This window comes from Marinifilum sp. D737, from assembly GCF_026672275.1.
GTDB lineage: Bacteria > Bacteroidota > Bacteroidia > Bacteroidales > Marinifilaceae > Marinifilum.
Genome location: NZ_JANQCD010000007.1, coordinates 91,574 through 111,886, shown reverse-complemented (window position 1 = coordinate 111,886; position 20,313 = coordinate 91,574). Strand labels below are relative to the sequence as shown.

The 20,313-nt window shown below is 33.6% G+C and carries 20 protein-coding genes; 15 read left to right on the top strand and 5 right to left on the bottom strand.

Annotated features, from left to right (window positions below):
• Positions 1 to 66: 66 nt before the first annotated feature.
• Positions 67 to 516 carry a hypothetical protein gene (locus tag NQ163_RS06645; RefSeq protein WP_268189502.1) on the bottom strand — a complete coding sequence of 150 codons (450 nt, stop codon included), beginning with the start codon at positions 514 to 516 and terminating at the stop codon, positions 67 to 69.
• A 157-nt stretch (positions 517 to 673) separates the two neighbouring features.
• Between NQ163_RS06645 and NQ163_RS06640 the strand changes: the two genes are divergently transcribed.
• Both NQ163_RS06640 and NQ163_RS06635 read left to right on the top strand, forming a co-directional pair.
• A complete protein-coding gene (locus NQ163_RS06640) occupies positions 674 to 1,045 on the top strand; it encodes a BlaI/MecI/CopY family transcriptional regulator (protein WP_268189501.1) in 372 nt (123 codons plus the stop codon).
• A gap of 2 nt (positions 1,046 to 1,047) precedes the next feature.
• On the top strand, positions 1,048 to 3,039 hold the full coding sequence (locus tag NQ163_RS06635; protein WP_268189500.1) for a M56 family metallopeptidase: 1,992 nt from the start codon (positions 1,048 to 1,050) through the stop codon (positions 3,037 to 3,039).
• Positions 3,040 to 3,105: 66 nt separating this feature from the next.
• Here the strand turns inward: NQ163_RS06635 and NQ163_RS06630 are convergent, their stop codons facing one another.
• On the bottom strand, positions 3,106 to 3,669 hold the full coding sequence (locus tag NQ163_RS06630) for a DNA-3-methyladenine glycosylase I (protein ID WP_268189498.1): 564 nt from the start codon (positions 3,667 to 3,669) through the stop codon (positions 3,106 to 3,108).
• 171 nt (positions 3,670 to 3,840) lie between these two features.
• On the opposite strand from NQ163_RS06630, the gene NQ163_RS06625 reads away from it, so the two are divergent.
• Positions 3,841 to 4,161 (top strand): thioredoxin family protein, encoded by a 321-nt coding sequence (locus NQ163_RS06625; RefSeq protein ID WP_268189497.1) that lies wholly within the window; start codon positions 3,841 to 3,843, stop codon positions 4,159 to 4,161.
• Between the two features lie 97 nt (positions 4,162 to 4,258).
• On the opposite strand, the gene NQ163_RS06620 is transcribed toward NQ163_RS06625, so the two are convergent.
• From NQ163_RS06620 to NQ163_RS06610, 3 genes are all read right to left on the bottom strand, one after another.
• Positions 4,259 to 6,106 carry a carboxypeptidase-like regulatory domain-containing protein gene (locus NQ163_RS06620; RefSeq protein ID WP_268189496.1) on the bottom strand — a complete coding sequence of 616 codons (1,848 nt, stop codon included), beginning with the start codon at positions 6,104 to 6,106 and terminating at the stop codon, positions 4,259 to 4,261.
• Between the two features lies 1 nt (position 6,107).
• Positions 6,108 to 6,497: a BlaI/MecI/CopY family transcriptional regulator gene (locus tag NQ163_RS06615; protein ID WP_110360787.1), complete on the bottom strand. Its 390-nt coding sequence runs from the start codon at positions 6,495 to 6,497 to the stop codon at positions 6,108 to 6,110.
• Between the two features lie 563 nt (positions 6,498 to 7,060).
• Positions 7,061 to 7,882 carry an FKBP-type peptidyl-prolyl cis-trans isomerase gene (locus NQ163_RS06610; RefSeq protein ID WP_268189495.1) on the bottom strand — a complete coding sequence of 274 codons (822 nt, stop codon included), beginning with the start codon at positions 7,880 to 7,882 and terminating at the stop codon, positions 7,061 to 7,063.
• Between the two features lie 626 nt (positions 7,883 to 8,508).
• Between NQ163_RS06610 and NQ163_RS06605 the strand changes: the two genes are divergently transcribed.
• The 12 genes from NQ163_RS06605 (at position 8,509) to NQ163_RS06550 (ending at position 19,977) form a co-directional block, all read left to right on the top strand.
• Positions 8,509 to 9,666: a tetratricopeptide repeat protein gene (locus NQ163_RS06605; RefSeq protein WP_268189494.1), complete on the top strand. Its 1,158-nt coding sequence runs from the start codon at positions 8,509 to 8,511 to the stop codon at positions 9,664 to 9,666.
• A gap of 42 nt (positions 9,667 to 9,708) precedes the next feature.
• A complete protein-coding gene (locus NQ163_RS06600) occupies positions 9,709 to 10,785 on the top strand; it encodes a hypothetical protein (RefSeq protein ID WP_268189492.1) in 1,077 nt (358 codons plus the stop codon).
• Positions 10,786 to 10,794: 9 nt separating this feature from the next.
• Positions 10,795 to 12,327: an MCE family protein gene (locus NQ163_RS06595; protein WP_326493318.1), complete on the top strand. Its 1,533-nt coding sequence runs from the start codon at positions 10,795 to 10,797 to the stop codon at positions 12,325 to 12,327.
• Between the two features lie 101 nt (positions 12,328 to 12,428).
• Positions 12,429 to 13,082 carry a hypothetical protein gene (locus NQ163_RS06590; RefSeq protein WP_268189489.1) on the top strand — a complete coding sequence of 218 codons (654 nt, stop codon included), beginning with the start codon at positions 12,429 to 12,431 and terminating at the stop codon, positions 13,080 to 13,082.
• A gap of 54 nt (positions 13,083 to 13,136) precedes the next feature.
• Positions 13,137 to 13,643 (top strand): hypothetical protein, encoded by a 507-nt coding sequence (locus NQ163_RS06585; RefSeq protein ID WP_268189488.1) that lies wholly within the window; start codon positions 13,137 to 13,139, stop codon positions 13,641 to 13,643.
• A 19-nt stretch (positions 13,644 to 13,662) separates the two neighbouring features.
• A complete protein-coding gene (locus NQ163_RS06580) occupies positions 13,663 to 14,715 on the top strand; it encodes a hypothetical protein (RefSeq protein WP_268189486.1) in 1,053 nt (350 codons plus the stop codon).
• A gap of 28 nt (positions 14,716 to 14,743) precedes the next feature.
• Complete coding sequence (locus NQ163_RS06575; RefSeq protein WP_268189485.1) at positions 14,744 to 16,810, top strand: M48 family metallopeptidase; 2,067 nt, start codon at positions 14,744 to 14,746, stop codon at positions 16,808 to 16,810.
• A gap of 162 nt (positions 16,811 to 16,972) precedes the next feature.
• On the top strand, positions 16,973 to 18,007 hold the full coding sequence (locus tag NQ163_RS06570) for a hypothetical protein (protein WP_268189484.1): 1,035 nt from the start codon (positions 16,973 to 16,975) through the stop codon (positions 18,005 to 18,007).
• 65 nt (positions 18,008 to 18,072) lie between these two features.
• The gene (locus NQ163_RS06565; protein ID WP_268189483.1) at positions 18,073 to 18,216 is read left to right on the top strand and encodes a hypothetical protein; all 144 of its coding nucleotides are present in this window, start codon (positions 18,073 to 18,075) and stop codon (positions 18,214 to 18,216) included.
• A 23-nt stretch (positions 18,217 to 18,239) separates the two neighbouring features.
• On the top strand, positions 18,240 to 18,695 hold the full coding sequence (locus NQ163_RS06560) for a hypothetical protein (RefSeq protein WP_268189482.1): 456 nt from the start codon (positions 18,240 to 18,242) through the stop codon (positions 18,693 to 18,695).
• A 41-nt stretch (positions 18,696 to 18,736) separates the two neighbouring features.
• Complete coding sequence (locus NQ163_RS06555) at positions 18,737 to 19,171, top strand: SRPBCC family protein (protein WP_268189480.1); 435 nt, start codon at positions 18,737 to 18,739, stop codon at positions 19,169 to 19,171.
• The gene (locus tag NQ163_RS06550) at positions 19,171 to 19,977 is read left to right on the top strand and encodes a hypothetical protein (protein ID WP_268189479.1); all 807 of its coding nucleotides are present in this window, start codon (positions 19,171 to 19,173) and stop codon (positions 19,975 to 19,977) included. The genes NQ163_RS06555 and NQ163_RS06550 overlap by 1 nt, the downstream gene beginning before the upstream one ends.
• Positions 19,978 to 20,313 lie beyond the last annotated feature (336 nt).

The following is a 20,313-nucleotide window of genomic DNA, read 5'->3' as shown; positions in this document are numbered from 1 at the left end:
TAAATAAATTGAGATTCTATCGAAGGATCTATCAAGAATTATACCTCAAAAGAAATTAATCCTTGTTTATTTATGAATGCCTGATAGCTTATTGCAAATCGTATTCGTTTTTTCTTCGGGCCAAGTCCATTTTCCATCTTTTCTGAGTTCAGCAGATAGAATTTTTCCTTTAAATATTTCCAGAGTTTGAGTTGCAGCACCAAAACCAAATCGTTTCATACTCAATTTATGATTTAGTTTGGAGTATGGAATCCTTTCTTTTCCTCTGACGAAAATGAAATAGTAATACTGTATAAGTAACTCTTGTTTTTGGTCATCGAAAGATATGGAAGTAACAATTCTATTACGTTTGAGCAATAACAAGAGTGAGTACATTACAATTATAGCAGTGAAGTATACAAATTTAAATCCTACAAAAAATAAAAGTATAGCCACTAGTAGAACCAAAAGTGACAATTCTTTTCTAATTCGATCCCAAAGGGTATATGATTCTTTAGATAATTCAAAGGTTTCCATGCTCAATTTTTTTTTGCATAGTTAGCAAAATCGTATGCATTTATCAACATTTAAAATTTAAAAATAAGTTGATCTACTAAGTTTTTAGTAAATAATTTTGCCTACTAAAAATTTAGTACTAAGTTTGTAGTAGATTAATCTAAAAGTAAATGTTAAGATGAAGGAGTTGACCAAAGCTGAAGAGCAAGTGATGCAAATATTGTGGGAATTAAATGAAGCCAATGTTAGGGAAGTGGTTTCTAACTTTCCTGATCCAAAGCCAGCATATACAACTGTTGCAACAGTAATGAATGCATTGGAGAAGAAGGGCTTTGCAGATAAAATTCCTGCAGGAAAGTCACATTTGTTTGCAGTTAAAATTTCGAAAGAAGATTATTCCGGTTTTAAAGCAGGTACTTTGGTGAAAAACTATTTTAATGGCTCATTTTCTCGAATGGCATCCTTTTTTGCAAAGGATAATAAGCTAAGCATTCAGGAGTTGGAAGAAATGATAAAGATTGCGAAAGAACAAATTGAGAAGGAGAAATAGATATGATTGAATTCTTCCATTATTTAATGCAGTCCTCGGGAATTTTGGCAGCTTTTTATGTCTTGTATTTCCTGTTTTTAAGAAACGAAAGGTTCTTTATTGAAATCAGATGGTTTTTAATGATGAGTATTGTTTTGGCAGTTTTTTTACCTCTTGTAAAAATTCCATATACAGTACTCGTTGAAACATCACAGGCAAATGTCTCTACAGACCTATCAGTTGGAGAATGGATAGCAGGAACTTTACCAGATGCAATATCAGAAAAGAGAAGTTTATTTAGTATTCCTCAGTTTTTATTGGGAATCTATTTAAGTGTTTCCTTGGTGTTGTTGATAAGAAGCGGCATAAAGGTTTGGCAGATATGGAGTATGATTGTAGGGAAGGAGTTTGTAGAGAAGGATAAGTGTAAAGTAATACTCCTTGATGAGAAAATACCTGCCTTTAGCTTTTTTGGATATGTTGTGATCAACAGAGGTGAGTTCGAAAATGAAGCATTAAGAAACATATTTATACACGAAAAAGTTCATGCACTTCAAAAGCACTGGATCGATCTGCTTTTGGTGGAAATATTAAGCATCGTTTTTTGGTTTAATCCATTTGTATGGCTTTTTCAAATCGCAATAAAACAAACGCATGAATTATTGGCTGATGACGGGGTAATAGCGCGCGGTTTCGGTATCGGACAATATCAGGCAATTTTAATTAACCAATTAATGGGAGCCGAAGTGGTTGGATTGGCCAACAACTTTAATCACTCCATAAACAAAAAAAGAATGATTATGATGTCAAAAGAAAAAGGTCCAAAAATAAGGCGCTATAAATTACTGTTCATGATTCCGGTTGTAGCTGCTGTATTGGTTTTTAATATGAAAGCTATTAAAGTACATGCTCAAGAGGTTGAAATCGTGGAAATTCAAAATAGCGAAAAGGTCAAAATATCAGGTTTAATTTTGGCAGAAAACAACAAACCTACTGCAGGTGCTGCGATACTGGTTGAGGATAGCACAGTGGGAACTGTGAGTGATTCTGAGGGTAAGTTTGAACTAGAGGTAGCCAAAGATGCCAATATTAGAATCTCTTTTATTGGTTTTCAGACCAGAAAAATGGCTGTTGAAGATTTTATTTTAAATGGCAATAAAGAGAACAATTACTTTTTAAAGATAAAAATGAAGTCTCAAAAAGGAGCAACATTACCTTCAGAAGGGAATGATTGGAGTTCTGCAGAAAAAGCAAAAAAGAATAATTTTGATGAGAATGAGATTTTTGTGGTGGTTGAAGATATGCCTCAGTTCCCAGGAGGAAATAAAGCCAAACTAGATCATATTGCCAAAGCCATTAAATATCCTAAAGAAGCCATTGATAAAGGAATAAAGGGTGTTGTTTTTGTAAGATTTATTGTATCAAAGAGTGGAAGTATAAAAGATGTAAAAGTAATACGAGGTGTTCATCCTCTTTTGGATAAAGAAGCATTACGAGTAATAGAAGAAATGCCAAATTGGATTCCAGGGAAACAAAATGGCAAAAATGTGAATGTATCTTATACTTTGCCAATTAGATTTGGAACAAAAGACAAAGTTGATATTGAGAAAGTGTCAGTTACCAAGAAGGATAATGTTGTCTTCATCAATGGCAAGAAAGCTTACAATATGGTTGATGACATGCCTAAGTTCCCGGGAGGTCATTTAGAGATTCAAAAGTTTCTTGCAAGAAATACCGTTTATCCTAAAGAAGCTCAAGAAAAAGGGGAACAAGGAAGAGTGTATGTTTCTTTTCTTGTAGATAAAGAAGGAATGATAAGTGATCCTAAAATTGTAAGAGGTGTTGCTTCTTCGCTTGATAAAGAGGCAATTCGAGTTGTGAATTCAATGCCTCAGTGGGAGCCGGGAAAAAAAGATGGCAAGCCTGTTAATGTTATTTATACAGTTCCAATCAACTTTAAATTAGGAAAGAGCAATGATGCTTCAATTCAAATAGAAAAAGTGAAGAGTGAATAGCATATCAAACTTAAGTTTGAATCTTTAATTCAGCATTGAATGCCTTTGTAAAATCAAAGGCATTTTTTATTTCGCATTGTATCTAAAGCAGTCGGTGGTGTGATCATTAACCATGCCTGTTGCCTGCATAAAAGCATAACAAATGGTTGGCCCCACAAAATTGAAACCTCGTTTTTTTAAATCCTTACTCATGGCAGTAGCTTCATCGGTAAGAGCAGGTACTTCAGACAGGTTTTTCCATGCATTCTTAATGGTTTTTCCATCTGTAAAGCTCCAAATGTACTTGTCGAAACTGCCAAACTCAGCTTGAACTTTAAGAAAAGCCTTGGCATTTTTAATGGCCGAGTTTATTTTCAATTTATTCCGGATGATGCCTTCATTTAGAAGCAGTTCTTCTACCTTTTTTTGATCGTATTTGGCCACAATATTCGGATCGAAATTATCAAAAGCCTTGCGGTAGTTTTCTCTTTTTCGAAGTACAGTAATCCAACTTAAACCCGCCTGAGCACCTTCCAAAATCAAAAACTCGAATAACATCTGATCATCATGGAGTGGTACACCCCATTCATTGTCGTGGTAGTCGCAATATAGCGGATCGTTGCCTGCCCACTCGCATCTTACTTTTCCCATTTCTGTTGTTTTTAAGAATCTTTCTAAAGATAGAAAGAGATTTTAAGGATCAAATTAAGCATAAGGGAAAAATTGACAAGCCTTCGGGAATAATTAACAATGAACGAAGCGTAAAGTTTTGGCATATTTGTACACAGACTTACAGGGTTAGTAATATTTAAGATTGAAATGATGAAAGCAATAGAAAATGCAAAGGAATTAGAGAATTTACTCAAAAAGGATCATGCTATATTATTAGATTTTTATGCCGATACTTGTCCTCCATGCCAGGCACTAATGCCAATTGTAGATAAGTTAGCAGGAGATTACGAAGGAAGGGTTGAGTTTCACAAGGTAGATGTGCATAAGTTTCCCGATTTAAGAACCAAGTATCAAATTGGTAGTATTCCTGCATTACTTTTTGTAAAGAATTCCAAAATTCTGGATAAATCGGTTGGCGTAGTGCCCGAATCAGCATTGGTAGATAAGTTGGAGAGCTTAATAAAGGCATAATATAAATGCAATTGGAATGATATAAAAAGTGCTGTTAACACTATGCAAATCGTGTATAACAGCACTTTTTTAGAATAATATCGAAATTGTTTTTTGTTTAGAACTCTAGTGACATTGCAAAATCAACAGCTACTTTTTTACCACGTTGAGAACCAGGTTTCCAATCCTTCATTTTGGAAGCAATAATTTGTGCAGCTTCGGCAGCCACTTTATTTGATTTTTTTAAAATCTGAATATTGCTCACGTTTCCCTTAGGAGTTACAGTAAAGCCAACAGTAGCATTACCTTCTAACTTTTTACCTTCGAAGAAAAAGCTCTCCTTGATATTCGCAGATTGTTTTTTTACATGTTGTGCCAATCCGTAAAATCCTTGTGGATATTGCGGCATTTCCTCTACAATATAGAATACGGGTTCATCCGATTTTTTCATTTCTAGAGCTGGTGGTGGCGGTGGAGGAGGAAGTATTTCTCCTGCTTTTTTCAACTCTTTGGCATTAATTTCAATCACTTCTCGTTTCATAATGAAATTCACCTCCATTGGCTTATTGGTTTCTGGAAGGATTGCCCTGGTAGCATCTGTTTGGTATCCAACAAAAGAAGCTACAAATGCAACTTTAGATCCTGCAGGTATTTCAATTTCATACTTTCCTTGTCTGTCTGTAACCGTGCCTAAAGTACTGCCTTTTAATATCACAGAAGTTCCCGGCATAGGATTTCCATTCACATCTTTTACGGTACCAGAGACTTTAATTGCTTTTTGTTTTGCTTTCGAGCTAACAGCTTTCAGAATAAAATCATGTTTCCAATTGGCTCCATTTGCTGGTTTTAAATTAATGGTATTACTTACCATTTCATAAGCCGGATGCATCGCAATCAATCCAAATTCACCTCCCTTAGGTAATTCCAACTTATAGTTACCTTCCTGGTCAGTAATTGTTCCGGTTTTAGAGCCTTTTAAGATAATGGATACACCTTGAATTGCATTCCCTTTGTTATCTTTAACATTACCTTTTAGTATCACATGAGAATTTGTTGTGTTAGCAAGCATCTCTTCTTCTTGTACTTTGTACTCAGGCTGAGCAAATGAGTACATCAATAATGCCAATACAGGCAGAAGCCAAATCATTCGGTACAATTTTCGCTTCGAACATTTTTCTTTCGTCATCATTTTAAATCGGGTTGGGCCGAGGGCAAAATTCAAGTGATTGGCCAGGCCAATTACTTTTGTGCCCATTAGCTGGTTAATTAATAAAGCCTGATACCTGACAGGTGATTGGCCCCGGGATAATACACCTTTGTCGGCCAGGTATTCATGGTTTTGTTTAATTGCACGTTCAAACAGCCAAATAAATGGGTTGAACCAAAAAAACACTGTTAACAGCTCTATAATGAACAAATCGATCCAATGACGCTCTTGAATGTGCACCTTTTCATGAGTTAAAATGTCATTTATCTCGTTTTGTTTAAAATATTCGGGATGAATTAAAATCCTGTTAAAGAATGAGAAAGGCATTTTATAAGCCGTATTCTCATGCAACAGGTAATCGTCGATCTTTTTTGGATTGGTTTGCAAAATAATTTGCACGGGTTTCCACGATTGAATCAGCAATCGAAGAAGAACCAAGGCAAAACCTATACTGTATACTGCCAATAGAATTCCCCAAATACTGATTGAGGAATCTTCAGGCTGCTGAACGAAGGTGTTTGCAACATCACGTTGAAACTGATCTGCAAATTCAGAACTTTTTACTGCAGCAGGAGCTTGCATTAACACTTCATACTTAAGGGGAAATGCAGCACAGATTATGGCCAGAACTACACTTGCCAGCAGAAAATATCGATTGGCCTTAAAGTGGGTTAAATTGCGTAACAACAACCAGTACAGAACATACATGATGCCTATGCTGACCGATGCTTTTATCAGAAAGTCAAAATAAACATTCATACTATTCGTTTTTGTTGTTGTCTTGTTTCATTTCCTCTTCGGCTTGTTTCATGATATTTTCCAAGTCGGAGATGTCCAAGTCGTTTTCGCGGGCAAAAAAGCTTGCCATTTTCGGAAACGAACCATTAAAGTAATTTCGTAAGAGCGACGAGAATTGTACTTTGGTATAATCAGTTTTACTTACCATGGGGGTAAACAATTTTGTGTTTCCCACTTTGCGGTGTTTTACAAATCCTTTCTTTTCCAACACACTTAATACGGTTGCCACAGTGGTATATGCAGGTTTCGAATCTTTAAAATTTTCGATTACTTCTTTCACAGTTCCATCGTGTAACTGCCATAAAATCTGCATGATTTGCTCTTCTGCTTTGGTAAGTGATTTGATATCCATATACAATTTCGATTATAATTCTACTACAAATATAGTAGAACGATTTTTAAATCCTACTATATTTGTAGTAAAAGTTCTATTTTAATAGTAATAAAAAGTCAAACACTTTAATAGTCGAACAGTCAAAACGTCCAATTAGCTACTTTCTTTTCCTGTGTAACTTGGCTTTAGCCAGTGATTTGAAAGGTGGAAAAGTAGAATGGTGGAAAAGTAGAAAAGTAGAATGGTAGAAAAGTAGAAAGGTTTAATGGTGTATAGGGGGATTAGAGAATTTTGCTCTGTAGGAGCAATGTCTTTGTAATCCAGGGTGAATGAGTGAAACGAATTCCACTCCAGGTAATGATTAGTTTAATTGTCGCGACTTTGTACTTTATTATATTTTTGACTTCCTCGCGACGGGTAAAGTCCAACAGTTGAATAGTCGAAGTATGTGTGTTGAATGGAAGGGGGAGAGGCGATTCAAATCAAAACAATTATTCATTACACATTGTTAATTGTTAATTGTTAATTGAGAAAGGGACACCAATTGGTATCCCTTTCATCAATATCTATAATCGTAAATCTTATTTTTTCTTTTCAAGCACCTCTACCAGGTTGATATCGAAAATTAAGGTTTCGTTCGGACCAATTTTTTGTTTTCCTCTTTCTCCGTAAGCCAGGTTGGAAGGTACGAATAATTTCCATTCCGATCCTTCAGGCATTAGCTGTAATGCTTCGGTCCAACCTTTAATTACACGATTTACACCAAAAGCAGTAGTGTCGCCACGCTCTTTCGAGCTATCGAAAACAGTACCATCAATAAAAGTTCCGTGGTAAACACATTTAACACGATCGGTTAATTGGGCAACTTTACCAGTACCTTTTTTAATAATTTCGTATTGCAATCCGCTTTCGGTTTCGATTACTCCTTCGCGAGTTTTATTTTCTTCTAAAAACTTTTTCCCTTTGGCCAGGTTGGCTAATCCTTCCTCTTTTTTAAGAGAGTCTTTTTTTGCCTTTTGCTTTTCAAAAATCTTTCTTAAATAGATATCGGCACTCGTCTTTGTGAAATACGATTTACCATAAGCCAACTCGTTCAGAAATCCTTTGTAAAAGACATCTTCTTTAAAGTCTTCGAACTGATTTTTTCTGAACTCTACATATCTTTCCGACAGTTTTGTTTTGGCAACAGCTTTGGCAAACGCTACCATAGCGGCAGTATCCATTTGGAAAGGCACGCGCTCGAAACTTTGCTTGTAGTTATTCGCTTCGATATAACCCAATGCATAGCTTATACTATCTACACTGTTCTTAAACTTTAATTTACCCGATCGAGGTACTTTATTACATGCACTAAAAATTACAATAACAGCTAAAAAAGCAAGAATAATACTACTTCTTTTCATGTGTTTAAATTTTATTTAGGGATTAAAACTTGAATTTTTATGCCTGTTATTTGCTAAGTGAATTCATTTAAATGCTCACTTTATTACAGGCGTAGCGAATTTACAATTTTGAGCGAATATTTAAAAATTCATTTACAAAGCTCTTTATTGATCTTTCTTATTTTAAGGTTTTTTATTATTATCTGGTTAATTTAAGTGCTTAGTTAGGAGTACTTTATCGTTAAGTGAAAATTGTGTAAATTGAAATCACCTTCCAGGCTTTAAACGCTTAAATTGCATTTCTCAAGGATAATGTATAATCAAAGACTAAACTCTTTTAACTTCTCATATTACATTCTGGAAATACTTGGGTGTCTGAGTAGGAAGATACCTTTTTGAGTAGCTCAAATCCTCATCTTGGTTAACTCAAATGAGAAAAGCGATTACTTAGATATTAAAATATGGTTTAAACAAAGCATAAACCATAACTCATTAAGCAAGAATATTAACATGACAATAATTGTATTGGAATAAGATACTCCTTATTTATAATAATTCTAGTAAAAGTTTCATAAAATGATGAAGGAAGGATGAATGGGAATTGTTAAATTTAGTGCTTGGGTGTTTAACAAATAAAATTGGGAAGGATGAGAAAGCTATTACTTTTTATAATTCTGACACTAAATTATACAATTGGATTTAGTCAAAACCAGAATGAAAGAGTGTTATATATTGTTGATTCAATTCCTGTAATCGAAGAACCTGCGGAAGGTTTTGGTACATTATCGGAAAATGAAATAGATCGAATTGATGTTGTGAAAAACAGGGAGGTAATCAACTCAACTGGCCATATTGAATTTGATGCATTGATCTATGTGTTTACGAAGGAGTATGTTAACAGACCTGACAGTATAAAGACAATTCCTACGACCAAACAAATGATTCGGAAAAATGGACAATGGTATTTGAAGAATAGTACTTCAGCTTACACAGGGAAATTCATTGACTATTATTTGATAGGAAAAATTCAAGGTGAGGGAGTAATGTTGAATGGTAAGTTAGAAGGAAAAAGGTTGCGTTACCATCCGAATGGTAATGTATCAGACATTAACGAATATGAGAATGGCATTTCAAATGGAATGGAAGAAAGGTTTTATGAGGATGGTACATTAATGCAAAAAGGAAGACTTATTAATGGAAAGGAAATTGGCGTTTGGGAAATGTATCATCCTAATGGGAAGCTAAAGCAACGAACTACTTTCAATGAAAATGGTAAAATGGATGGAGAATCAATTTCTTACTATTCAACCGGAGAGTTGAGAGGTAAAATTACCTATAAGAATGGCATTTACCAGAAAGACAAGGATACCAATAAGACTTACGATTTATACAATCAAGCCCAGGTATTTTATAAACAAGGCAATTTTAAATCAGCAATTAAGAAATACTCAAAATGCCTTGAAATTAAACCCAATTGGGTAGATGGATATTTTGCAAGAGCCACAGCCAAGTTAAACAATATGGAGTTTGAAGAGGCAATAGCAGACTTTGACAAAACCCTTGATATAGAACCATATTTTGTAAAAGCATATGCAAACAAAGCTTTCGCAAGAATTCGCAAATATGAACTTGGTAATGGTAGAACTTTATCTCAAAATAAAAATATTCAAGTTGTTGCATCTAAAACAACTGTTATTCCCGAATCGGAATTAAAGAAAATATGTGAAGACTTAAGCAAGGCTATTTCATTAGGGGATAATAATTGGATGGTTTTGGAGGCAGTTAAAAAGTATTGTGCGAAATAATAACTGACCAAATTGATTGCTATTATAAGAAAAGCGACAATAATGAAAATAAGGCTTTATATCATATTAACATTTTTACCATTGCTATCCATTGGACAAGAATACCCAATAGTTGATACCTTAAATTATGGAAGTAATGTTAGCCATGTTAAGTATTACATTCAAAATGAAGGGGAAGATGAAGTTTTAATAAAAACATACTGGTTTAATGAGTTGGGAAAACATACAACTACATATACAGGCTATGGTGGATTCAAAATTTACAAACAGTCTAAAATTACCTATAACTATAGTATCAATGGGAATTTAGACAATATAAAACATCAAGATTACATTAGTCCTCAAAATGATAGTATCGGCAATTTTATTACTACAGAAATAAAAAAAGTTATCAGTAATGGCTCCTATAAAAAGGGAAACAATGTGATTGAAAATATATTGGCAAAATATGAGTCAAGTTATATAAGCGTAGTACCAGAGGATATTAATTGGCATTCCAGTGAAAATTTACATCCAGCTATGATTTTTAAACGAAATCAATTAGGTCAGGATTCATTGATTTTACTGTTTGATACCATAAGCAAGAATGAAATGTGTTTGGATGAAATTGTTTCATTCATTTATGATGATGAGAATAGACTTGTCAAAAAAAAGTGGATAAATATGCCCATAAGGTATGGGTTTGAATTTCAAGTATTCAAACCAAGTAGTGTAAACTTTGAAGATTCAACTTTAAACCTTAATAATATCTATCAAGAAAAGATTTATAAATATTTAGAGGATACCATTGAAATAAAGTACTTTGAAGAGAAACATTTGACAGGTACTGAAATAAAGGTGTTAAATGATAAGAACCTAGTGCAATCAGAACTGGTAATAAATGCTAGACAGGACACTTTATCACATTATCAATACAAATGGAATTCAATGAACAAATTGGAAAGTAGTAAGCGAATAAAGCATACTGGTTATGATGGATTTGGTTGGGCTTTGGATTTGACTTATGGCAATATAAAGAAGTACAAGTATGATGATAAAAACAGACTTGTAAGAATTGAAATATTTCAAGATGATAAGCTTGTTTGCACCGAGCGCTATGAAATCATTGAACGAAAATAAGAGAGGAAAATGTTGATGAAACCAGAATACCACCTAACTAAATATAAAATCCATATGAAATATTCAATTCTATACATTCTTCTTGTTGCTGTATTAGTTTCTTGTGATTCAAAAAACAGGACTGTAATTGAATTTGAGGAATTACGAGGATTGGAAGAAAAGGCAGGTGTATATTTTAAAGGATATGAAGTAGGAGAAGTTCAAAAAATAGAATTGAGCAAGTCGAACAATTTACAGGTTACCATTGGTACAGGTATAAACTTTGATATACCGCATAATGCACAGTTTATCTTATATTCCACTGACATTTTGGGAACAAAAGCAATTGGAATTATTGAAAATGATAGTATCAATAAGTTTAATTTGAACGAAATACAAAGGGGTATTATCGAAAATAAAGATTTGGAAGATAAGTTCACTGAGATTGCAAATGAAATATTGGATGTTACAAAAGGCAATGTGAAAAACAAGGACTCATTGCTAAATAAATTAGATAGTCTTGAGTCGAATATTTCAATTGTAATAGATAGCATTGAAATAATGGATAATGAGCTTTCATCAGAACTAAAGGGAGATTGGATATCTACAATATTTACAGATTCGATTTTTGATAAAAGAGAAATAGCTATATGGAAGCATGCTTTTTATGGAGATTTGTTCATATCAATTAATGATAGTGATACCCTTTTAGCTGGGGGAAATATGGATTTTGGAGAAATTCTTTTTTACTCTGAAGATGAGAATACATTTGTTACTGTATCGGATTGGGGTGAAACTAAATACACTTACTCAAAAGGGATAGGTGTTATTTATATTGGAGATCGTCCGAGTTCAAGTGTTTTCAAAAGAGATGCTGATAGTACACAAATGAGTATTATCAAAGATGAGAATGCGTTAATGAGCTATGTGATAAAGAGACTTTTTACTGGCGATTATTTACCTCAAAAAACAATTTCAAAAATAAATTATATATCCTTAGGACTTGAAACCTACACACCATTTTCTTTTGATGCAATTGGCATAGAAAATGAAAAAGGAGAAACTGAATACTTTGGTTGGAAGTTTATTGATGATACACTAGAACTTTATAAAACTACTTCTTTATACGATGACGATTCGGGTTTTACGAGTTATCAGCTTGGTAAACTTCATCGAAAATTCATTAAGAAAGAGAATCTAAAATGCAATGTAAAAATTGTTCTCAAAATGAATGAATCTATTGATTCTGCTTCTGATGAATTAGTACTTAGCTTTTTTAAGACTTTCGGAGAGGAATGCAAAAATAATGTGGAGTATAGCGAATTTAGTAATGAGACTTTATTCAAACTGATACAAAATCAAACTGTATTATTCTGCAAGGTGCTAGAAAAATATAGAAATGAAATTGAATTAAATGAGATTCTAAAAGAGCTGGAAAACCCTTTGCATGAACTGATTGACCTAAATAAAATAAAAGAAGGAATTATGAAGAGCGAGCTCAATAAGGAATTAAAAGCAAAACTTCTAGATGCGATAGACAAAGCGATTGAGAAAATGAATTAAAGATTATTTACACTGGTATAGTGCTGATATAGCCACAAGGCACAGGCTTACGACAGTTAAGGTAATCGCAAAGAAAGAATAAAACACATAACTACTGATTAATGAGAAACCTATTACTACTAATTGCCCTATTAACCACTTGCAATGTTTTTGCGCAGAATAAACAAGCAACACTTTATCTTAGAAATGGTGAAGTGTTGAAAGGTTTGGCCAGAATGAAGGCAGATCAAACCGTAAAGTTCAGAAAGGATAAGGAAAGCGAACCAGTGATTTATAATTTTCGAACTCTGAAGGGCTTGAAAATAAACACCACTCTGTCCAAAAGGGAGGATGTAATTTTACTTGGGAGTTTTACCACTTACAACAAGGATTTTTACACTTTTCATTACAAAATGATTAAAAAGAAAAGGTATACGACAAAACCCAAGTTGTTGCGATTACTTGTTGATGGCAAAATGGCATTGTATAGCGAAGTTTCTGCAGGAGCACCGCGGATGAGTTCATCAGGAATGCCTATGGGGGGAACTGCAGGTCCACCAGTTGAACGATTTTACATCTGTAATGAGAACCAAGACTTTGTTACTTACTTTTTGAGTGATGGCGGAGGAATTGGAAAAAGCTTTAAGAAGGCAGCTTTGGCCGTATTTAAAGATTATCCGAAAATAGCTGATCGGATTAAAGACAAAACCTACAAGAGACGCGATATTGTTGAGATGTTTGAGGATTTTAATCGAATTTATGGAAGCAGGAAATAAAAGTGCTTATAACCTCTTAATTGCTGCAAGTCTGTAACTTGTGCTTATAACGAGATGGATAGAACAAAAATTATAGAAAATTTAATTGTTGCCCTTGTATTAATTCTAATGTTAATGAAATTGGGAGTGGGAATTTACGAACAGGTAGATTATGTGCGAGCTTTTTATTCGGTAAATTATTTAATTGAACACCCAATGATCATTTTGAGATCAAATTTACTTTTCGATCCCATTATTTGCATGCTTGCCATAACAGGTGTATTCATACGCAAACCTATTGGTTTTGTGTTGATGCTAATACTGCCATCATTGATATTGTTTTACAGAACAATCCCGCTTTTATCTCCCAATTCTCAGTTTAGTTTTTGGGTATTAGTACTGCCTGTAATACTATTTGTGTTGATAAATTTGGGTGTAATGCAAAAAAGATATCATATAGCATCCACAACCAAACAGGTGAAACTGAATGGAATTGCTTTGGTTATTGGATTCTCCCTTACATTGTTGATGTTCTATTTTAAAGGGAATTTAATGTGGATGATTGAGAATATTTTAAATTAAAAACAGAACAAATAATTAAATGAAAAAACTTTTAACTCTACTAATTGTGTTGAGCATGGCTATAGGGGTGTCTGCTCAGAAATCGGAAAGAATATGGAAACTTTACAGAGATGGTAAAAAGCTAAAAGCATTGGAGTTGGCTTTAGCTTTGCAGGAAAAATTCCCTAATGATGGTGACTTAAATTTAACCTTGGGAGAATTGTATATTAGTAAGAAGGAGTATGCAAAAGCAGCTCCATTTTTACAAAAAGCAATTCATAAAAATAATTCCAAATGGGTGAGAGCATGGGGGATATACAATATTGGATATTGCATGATGGTAGATGGAGAAATGGAAAAGGCAAAATCTTGCTGGGAACAGTGTTTGAAAGTTAAGTCGATGAATCGCTTGAATGAAAAAGCTAAAATGGCTCTTGATATTTTTCAAATGGATGATTACTTCTCTGATTGGGAAATCATAGAAAGCAAACATATCCGTTTTCATTTTCAGGATAAAAGTAAGTTGAATTACAAGTGGTTTATGGAGAGTCGTGAGAATGCCTTTATTGAATTGAATCAGTTTTTTGTAGCCATGCCTTACAAGAAAATAGACTTTTTTGTATGGGCAAAGCCTGATGATGCTCAGAAAAAATACAACAGATCATTAGGCTGGGCCCACGGAAAAGCTTGTGTAATCAATTCAAGATCCAACCAAACCAAGGGGCATGAATTGTGCCATGTCTTGTGTCAGCAGGCTTTTAGAACAAGAATAAAAAGGACATTAATTAACGAAGGAGTGGCTGTGTATTTTGATTTAAATAAAACTGATAAAATAAAAGTGGCACAGCAAAGCTTAAAAGGCAAGAAGGTTAATATTGAAGAATTGTGGGAAGATCCTGAAAAATACCCCAAGTCTTACAATTATGAAATAGGTGGTGCGTTGATCGATTTCTTACTGCAAAAAGGAAGTGAGAAGCAATTGAAAGCTTTGCTGAAAAACCAGAGTATTGAATCGGCACAGAAAATTTATCCAAACCTGAAAAGCTTATTGGCTGAGTTTGAAGAATTGCTTGCGAAAGAGGTGAAAAGTTAAAATAACCCATGAATAAAGCCCATAAAAAATGTTAAAAAACCAAGTGAAATTATCTAAAGAGTTCAAATCCCAAACTACCAAAGCAATTCTTTCAATTGCCTTTTTTACAATCACCTATCTCATATTATTGGTGCTTGCTTTGGGCATTACCGCTTTGTGTGTGTTTGGGGGTGTAATGTTAATCATTACAATACCAAAGTTTATCACACTGGCATTAGGTGTAGGATTGGCTAGTTTAGGTTTTTTGATTCTGATTTTTCTTTTAAAATTCATGTTTAAGTCGCATAAGGTTGACATGACTCATTTGAAAGAAATCAAGAAAAGTGATGAACCGGAATTATTTAAATTGATTGAGGAAATAGTTTCAGAGGTAGATACAAAATTTCCCAAAAGAGTATTTTTATCTGCAGATGTAAATGCATCAGTGTTTTATAATTCAAGTTTTTGGAGCATGTTTTTACCAGTCCGAAAGAATTTACAAATTGGGATGGGTTTAATGAATACTGTGACAAGGCAAGAATTAAAGGCAATTCTTTCACACGAATTTGGTCATTTTTCTCAGAGAACCATGAAGGTTGGGAGCTATGTTTACAATGTGAACCAGGTTATTTTTAATATGTTGTTCGATAATGAATCGTATGATCGATTAATTGAAACCTGGGCCAATGTAAGTGGTTATTTTTCCGTTTTTGTAGTAATAGCAGCCACAATAAATCGAGGGATTCAATGGGTGCTTCGAAAGTTATACAATGTGGTTAATAAAAGTTATATGGGCCTTTCGAGGGAAATGGAGTTTCATGCCGATGAAATTGCTGCAAATATTACGGGTTATGAACCGTTAAAAAGTTCTTTGTTGCGCTTTTCTCTTGCCGATCATTCGTTAAATGTGGTAATGAATTTCTATCAACAAAAATATGATGATAATTTAAGGAGTCCGAATATTTTTAAGGAACAGTTTTTTGTAATGAATTTTATTGCAAAAGATGATAATATTAAGATTATTGAGGAGTTTCCGGAGATTGAAGTAGAAGATTTAAATAAATTTAATAAATCGAAATTGGTAATAAAGGACCAGTGGGCTTCTCATCCTAGTGTAGAAGACAGAGTTGAATGCTTAAGGCTTACCAAGCTTAGTATAAAAGATTCTGATAGAACTCCTGCTGTTGATATTTTACGAGATTACGAAAATACACAAAGAGCAATAACAGAAAAGATATTCTCGGAGATTCAATTTAAAGATACTCCTACTGCTTTATCGCTTTCCGATTTTAGTGATGCATTCGTAGAAGGTTTTTCTAAAAATACTTTTGCAGAGATATACAATGGATACTATGACTCTAAAAATCCTGAATGTTTTGATGTAGAGTGTATTGAAGAGGAAGAGGCTGTTTTGTTCGAGGCGCTGTTTAATGCTGAAAAACGAGATTTAATTTACAGATTTTATGCCCTTGAAAATGATATAGAAGTGATTAAGCAAATCATAAATAAAACCATTCCTAATAAATCATTCGATTATGATGGCATAAAGTATACTCGTAAAAAAGGGAAGGAATTAGTTGAAAAGTTAGAGCAGGAAAAACAAAATTTGCACAAACAAATAAAAGCAAACGATATTGAAATTTATAAATACTTCTTCAATTTGGAGAAATCCTTAGATCTTCCAACTGCAATTAAAAATCTTTATATCAATTATTTTAAGTTTGATAAAGAACACAATAGGAAGTATGATGTATATGCCAGAATAACAGAAGCGGTTCAATTTATGAATGTTGTAACCCCTTTCGATCAGATAAGAGAGAATTTTAGAAGAATGTACAGGTTAGAGCTTGATTTTAAGGCTGAAATCCAAGATTTACTTAATGATCCATTATATAAGGAAGAAATAAACTCAGAAATGAGGGAAAATTTCGAAAGGTATATTTCAAAGGATTGGCAGTATTTTAGAGAAGAGAGTTATATCGATGACAATTTGGATATGCTCTTTAATGCAATTCATGCTTATGTATATTTGATTACCAGGGGATATTTTTTAACAAAGAAAGAACTACTCGATCACCAGGCAAATTTATTGCAAGTAAGTAGGGTTATGCTATAAGAAATCTATTGAAAAATCGAATTGGTTTTTGAATTAACAAAAGCTCTTTTTTATAGTGTAGATTTTCCTAATTGAAATAGAGATCCAAATAGCGCGATTTTGTAATTCGTGCCTTAACAATGTAAAAGAGCTTTGTGTTACCATACTACAAGTCAGAATAAAATGAAAAAACATATACTTATAATAGGATTCATACTAATTGCATCATCTTGCTTTGCACAAAGCAATACGGATTGTGAAGAAATATTACAAAAAGAGATCACAATAAACCATTTTCAGGAACATATTGATGAGTTTATGAAGGATTTTCAAATGCTTGTTTATTGTGAGTTTGATAGCATAGATTATCAGATTTTTATGGGACCTCAGGGCAATATGCCAATGATTGCCAAATCTATTTTAGATTATGGACCTAAACCCAATGAAAATGATGAGAAATTCACATTTGCTGATTTAAAAGAGGTTTTGATAAAACTAAAACAGGATGCAATGTATCCCAAAATTAGGAGAATTGTTGAGGCAAGAAACTTAATAGTTCAGCGTAATGCGTTTTTGAAGAATTGGAGTCAGGATAAGAAGTTATTGGTTGACATGGGATTTACAGAAAATCAGATGAAAGATATTTATGCAATTGTTAAGGATAATGAATCAAAACCTTATCCGGAAATATTTTTGATCTATTCGGATTTTTTATCTGATCAACAAGTAAGTAACGAGGGTACAGAGGTAATAAATGATTCAAATCTGGAAAATGAAAATCCTGAAATGATTGAGTGGGTAAAAGGATTATATGCCTACCAGGATTATCAATTGGGATTAAAAAAGTCAAAAGAGTTTGATAAACCTGGTTTGCTATATTTTAATGCTTATGGTTGTATTAATTCTCGAATGATGGATGGTGAGATATTGCTTAATAAGGATATTCAAGAATATATCAATCAGAATCTGGTTTTTGTAAGTTTAATTGTTGATGAAAGAACAAAGCTAGAGAAGAGTGAGTGTTACTATTCAGAAGCCTTAAAGAAGAAAGTAATATACACTGGGCAAATAAATGCTGAATTACAGATTGAAAAGTTTAATGCAAACAGTCAACCTTTGTTCATTTTGCTAGATGTAAATGGGGAAGAAATCGCTAGAACTGGTTATGTGAAAGATATTGAAAAGTTTAAAGTATTTATAAAAAAGACTAAGAAATAAGATCTCAAGAGTATTTCTGCTTTTACACTCATCGCATACAACTATGGTACATCCCCAGGTAAAATATGTATTGGAGATTTATAAGCACAATGCTTTTTATTCTATTGAATAGTGTTTTGTATCTGGCCATTGATGAGTATACAAAAGGGAAAGAACGAAAAGTTGAAACTTATTCGATTGGTATAAAAGAATTAGAAGGTTTAAATTAGTAGAATCAACAAAACCTATTAGCATGATATTAAAAGAATATACCACAAAAAATCCTTTTGCACCTGTAATGATCCTTATTGGTATACTTTACCTAACGATTGCCTGTACCGATGAAAAGCCGGAAGATGATTCTTTAGCTAAGGCTTACAAATCGCTGCAGGGAGAATGGCAGTGGATAAAAACCGAAAGTCCACGCACGCGTAGCGAATTTACGCCCGAATCAGAAGGATACCAGGAAAAGATTGTGTTCAAAACCAAGGATACGGTGGAGTATTATAGGGATGAGGTTTTGAGTCACCAGTATCCATATCAACTAAAGTACAGAATCGATAACTCGATGGATGCCAATAGTGATTCTACATTGGTTTTGGTCATCAATAATGGAACAGAGTCTTACTTTTCTACCGAAAATGATACCTTAATCATCAACCAATCTTATGTGGATGGACCTGTTACTTATTATGAACGAAAAAAATAAATATGGCTTTTAAAAAAAAGCAAGTAAAACCTATAGATACTATGCAAAAAAGTAATATTCCAGTAATCACAGAACAAAGTGTTCATGCAAGCAAGGAACAAGTTTGGAAAGCCATAACCAACCCAAATGAAATGCGAAAATGGTTCTTCTCTGAAATGCCGGATCATAAGGCGGAGGTTGGCTTTACTACCCAGTTTAATGTGGATGCTGGTGAAAGAGAGTTCATGCATTTGTGGAAAATTACAGAAGTTGTTCCATTCGAGAAGCTGGTTTGCCAATGGGAATATGAAGGGTACAAGGGTGTGGCCATGGTAAGTTACGAACTGTTCGAAGAAAATGAAGGTTGCAAAATAAGAGTAAGTGCAAGTGGAATTGAAACCTTCCCAGATGATATCCCCGAATTCAGAAGAGAAAGTTGTGAAGGTGGCTGGAAATATTTTATCAACCAGAGGTTAAAGGAGTATTTGGAGGAGTAATGAAGGTATTGATACAAAATCTTGGTAGATTAATATTATTTGTTCTTCTAACCATTATAACGCAAATAGGAGGAGTTGTCTACTTAATTAGCATCGTTTTAAGCAGCAGAATTAAGTTTGTCTTTTGGGGTAAAAGACTGGTTGTCTTTATAGTCTTATATGCTACTGCTTGTTTTCTGATCGTTCCTTTTGTTGCTCCATGGTTTGGAAGGGAAAAGATTGGAAATAACAATAATCTACAAGAAGCAACTTTTGCAACAGTTTTATTGAATCGTAACTATGTTACTCCCGAAACCCATGAGTTTTTGCAAAATATTTCCCGCAACCTGGCTGAAAAGAAACCAGAAGTAATAGCTCGGTACTTGGATGCTTGTTTTCCTTTCTATGATGGTTTCCCTTTGTTGCCACATTTGAGTCATAATGATGGTTGTAAAATTGATTTTAGTTTGGTGTATGAAGATTCCAATGGACAAATCGTAAATAAAAGCAAATCACTAAGTGGATATGGAGTATTTGAGAATGCTCGAAATAATGAGTTGGATCAGTGTGAAGATTGTTTGCAAAAAGGATATTTTCAGTATGATTATCCAAAATATTTGACCTTTGGAAAGATTAATGAAGGTTTAAAGTTTTCTAAAAGTGGAACCAAGGCTTTAATTGATGCAATTTTAAGTCAAAGAAAACTTACTAAAATGTTTTTTGAGCCGCATTTGAAACAAAGGCTCAAATTAAAGGATAAAAGAGTTAGGTTTCATGGCTGCAGATCGGTAAGACATGACGATCATATTCATGTTCAGATAAATTAAAAAATCCGGGTCCCCACCCGGATTTCAAATCTAACCACTAAATTTAACCTAAATCTAATCTATGAAAAAAACTTTTAGGGCTTTTTACAATACAAATATATGATCGCTTGCAGCGAACTGGATTAAGCTGATGTTAAGGAATTGTAATCTTATCGTTTGATACCATTATAGCAAAGAAAAATCCCGAACGGGCGTCCGGGATTCTCTCTAACCACTAATTACTAACCTAAATCTTTAATCTATGAAAATACTATCTTTTGTAGTACAATACAAAGGTATGGCAAGATTCGGTTAAGACCTGAGAATAAGTGTTAAAAAACCTTAAAGGAGTTTGAT

Coding starts and splice junctions, on each gene's coding strand:
- NQ163_RS06645 (WP_268189502.1), bottom strand. CDS start 516: ATGGAAACCTTTGAATTATCTAAAGAATCATATACCCTTTGGGATCGA.
- NQ163_RS06640 (WP_268189501.1), top strand. CDS start 674: ATGAAGGAGTTGACCAAAGCTGAAGAGCAAGTGATGCAAATATTGTGG.
- NQ163_RS06635 (WP_268189500.1), top strand. CDS start 1,048: ATGATTGAATTCTTCCATTATTTAATGCAGTCCTCGGGAATTTTGGCA.
- NQ163_RS06630 (WP_268189498.1), bottom strand. CDS start 3,669: ATGGGAAAAGTAAGATGCGAGTGGGCAGGCAACGATCCGCTATATTGC.
- NQ163_RS06625 (WP_268189497.1), top strand. CDS start 3,841: ATGAAAGCAATAGAAAATGCAAAGGAATTAGAGAATTTACTCAAAAAG.
- NQ163_RS06620 (WP_268189496.1), bottom strand. CDS start 6,106: ATGAATGTTTATTTTGACTTTCTGATAAAAGCATCGGTCAGCATAGGC.
- NQ163_RS06615 (WP_110360787.1), bottom strand. CDS start 6,497: ATGGATATCAAATCACTTACCAAAGCAGAAGAGCAAATCATGCAGATT.
- NQ163_RS06610 (WP_268189495.1), bottom strand. CDS start 7,882: ATGAAAAGAAGTAGTATTATTCTTGCTTTTTTAGCTGTTATTGTAATT.
- NQ163_RS06605 (WP_268189494.1), top strand. CDS start 8,509: ATGAGAAAGCTATTACTTTTTATAATTCTGACACTAAATTATACAATT.
- NQ163_RS06600 (WP_268189492.1), top strand. CDS start 9,709: ATGAAAATAAGGCTTTATATCATATTAACATTTTTACCATTGCTATCC.
- NQ163_RS06595 (WP_326493318.1), top strand. CDS start 10,795: ATGTTGATGAAACCAGAATACCACCTAACTAAATATAAAATCCATATG.
- NQ163_RS06590 (WP_268189489.1), top strand. CDS start 12,429: ATGAGAAACCTATTACTACTAATTGCCCTATTAACCACTTGCAATGTT.
- NQ163_RS06585 (WP_268189488.1), top strand. CDS start 13,137: ATGGATAGAACAAAAATTATAGAAAATTTAATTGTTGCCCTTGTATTA.
- NQ163_RS06580 (WP_268189486.1), top strand. CDS start 13,663: ATGAAAAAACTTTTAACTCTACTAATTGTGTTGAGCATGGCTATAGGG.
- NQ163_RS06575 (WP_268189485.1), top strand. CDS start 14,744: ATGTTAAAAAACCAAGTGAAATTATCTAAAGAGTTCAAATCCCAAACT.
- NQ163_RS06570 (WP_268189484.1), top strand. CDS start 16,973: ATGAAAAAACATATACTTATAATAGGATTCATACTAATTGCATCATCT.
- NQ163_RS06565 (WP_268189483.1), top strand. CDS start 18,073: ATGTATTGGAGATTTATAAGCACAATGCTTTTTATTCTATTGAATAGT.
- NQ163_RS06560 (WP_268189482.1), top strand. CDS start 18,240: ATGATATTAAAAGAATATACCACAAAAAATCCTTTTGCACCTGTAATG.
- NQ163_RS06555 (WP_268189480.1), top strand. CDS start 18,737: ATGCAAAAAAGTAATATTCCAGTAATCACAGAACAAAGTGTTCATGCA.
- NQ163_RS06550 (WP_268189479.1), top strand. CDS start 19,171: ATGAAGGTATTGATACAAAATCTTGGTAGATTAATATTATTTGTTCTT.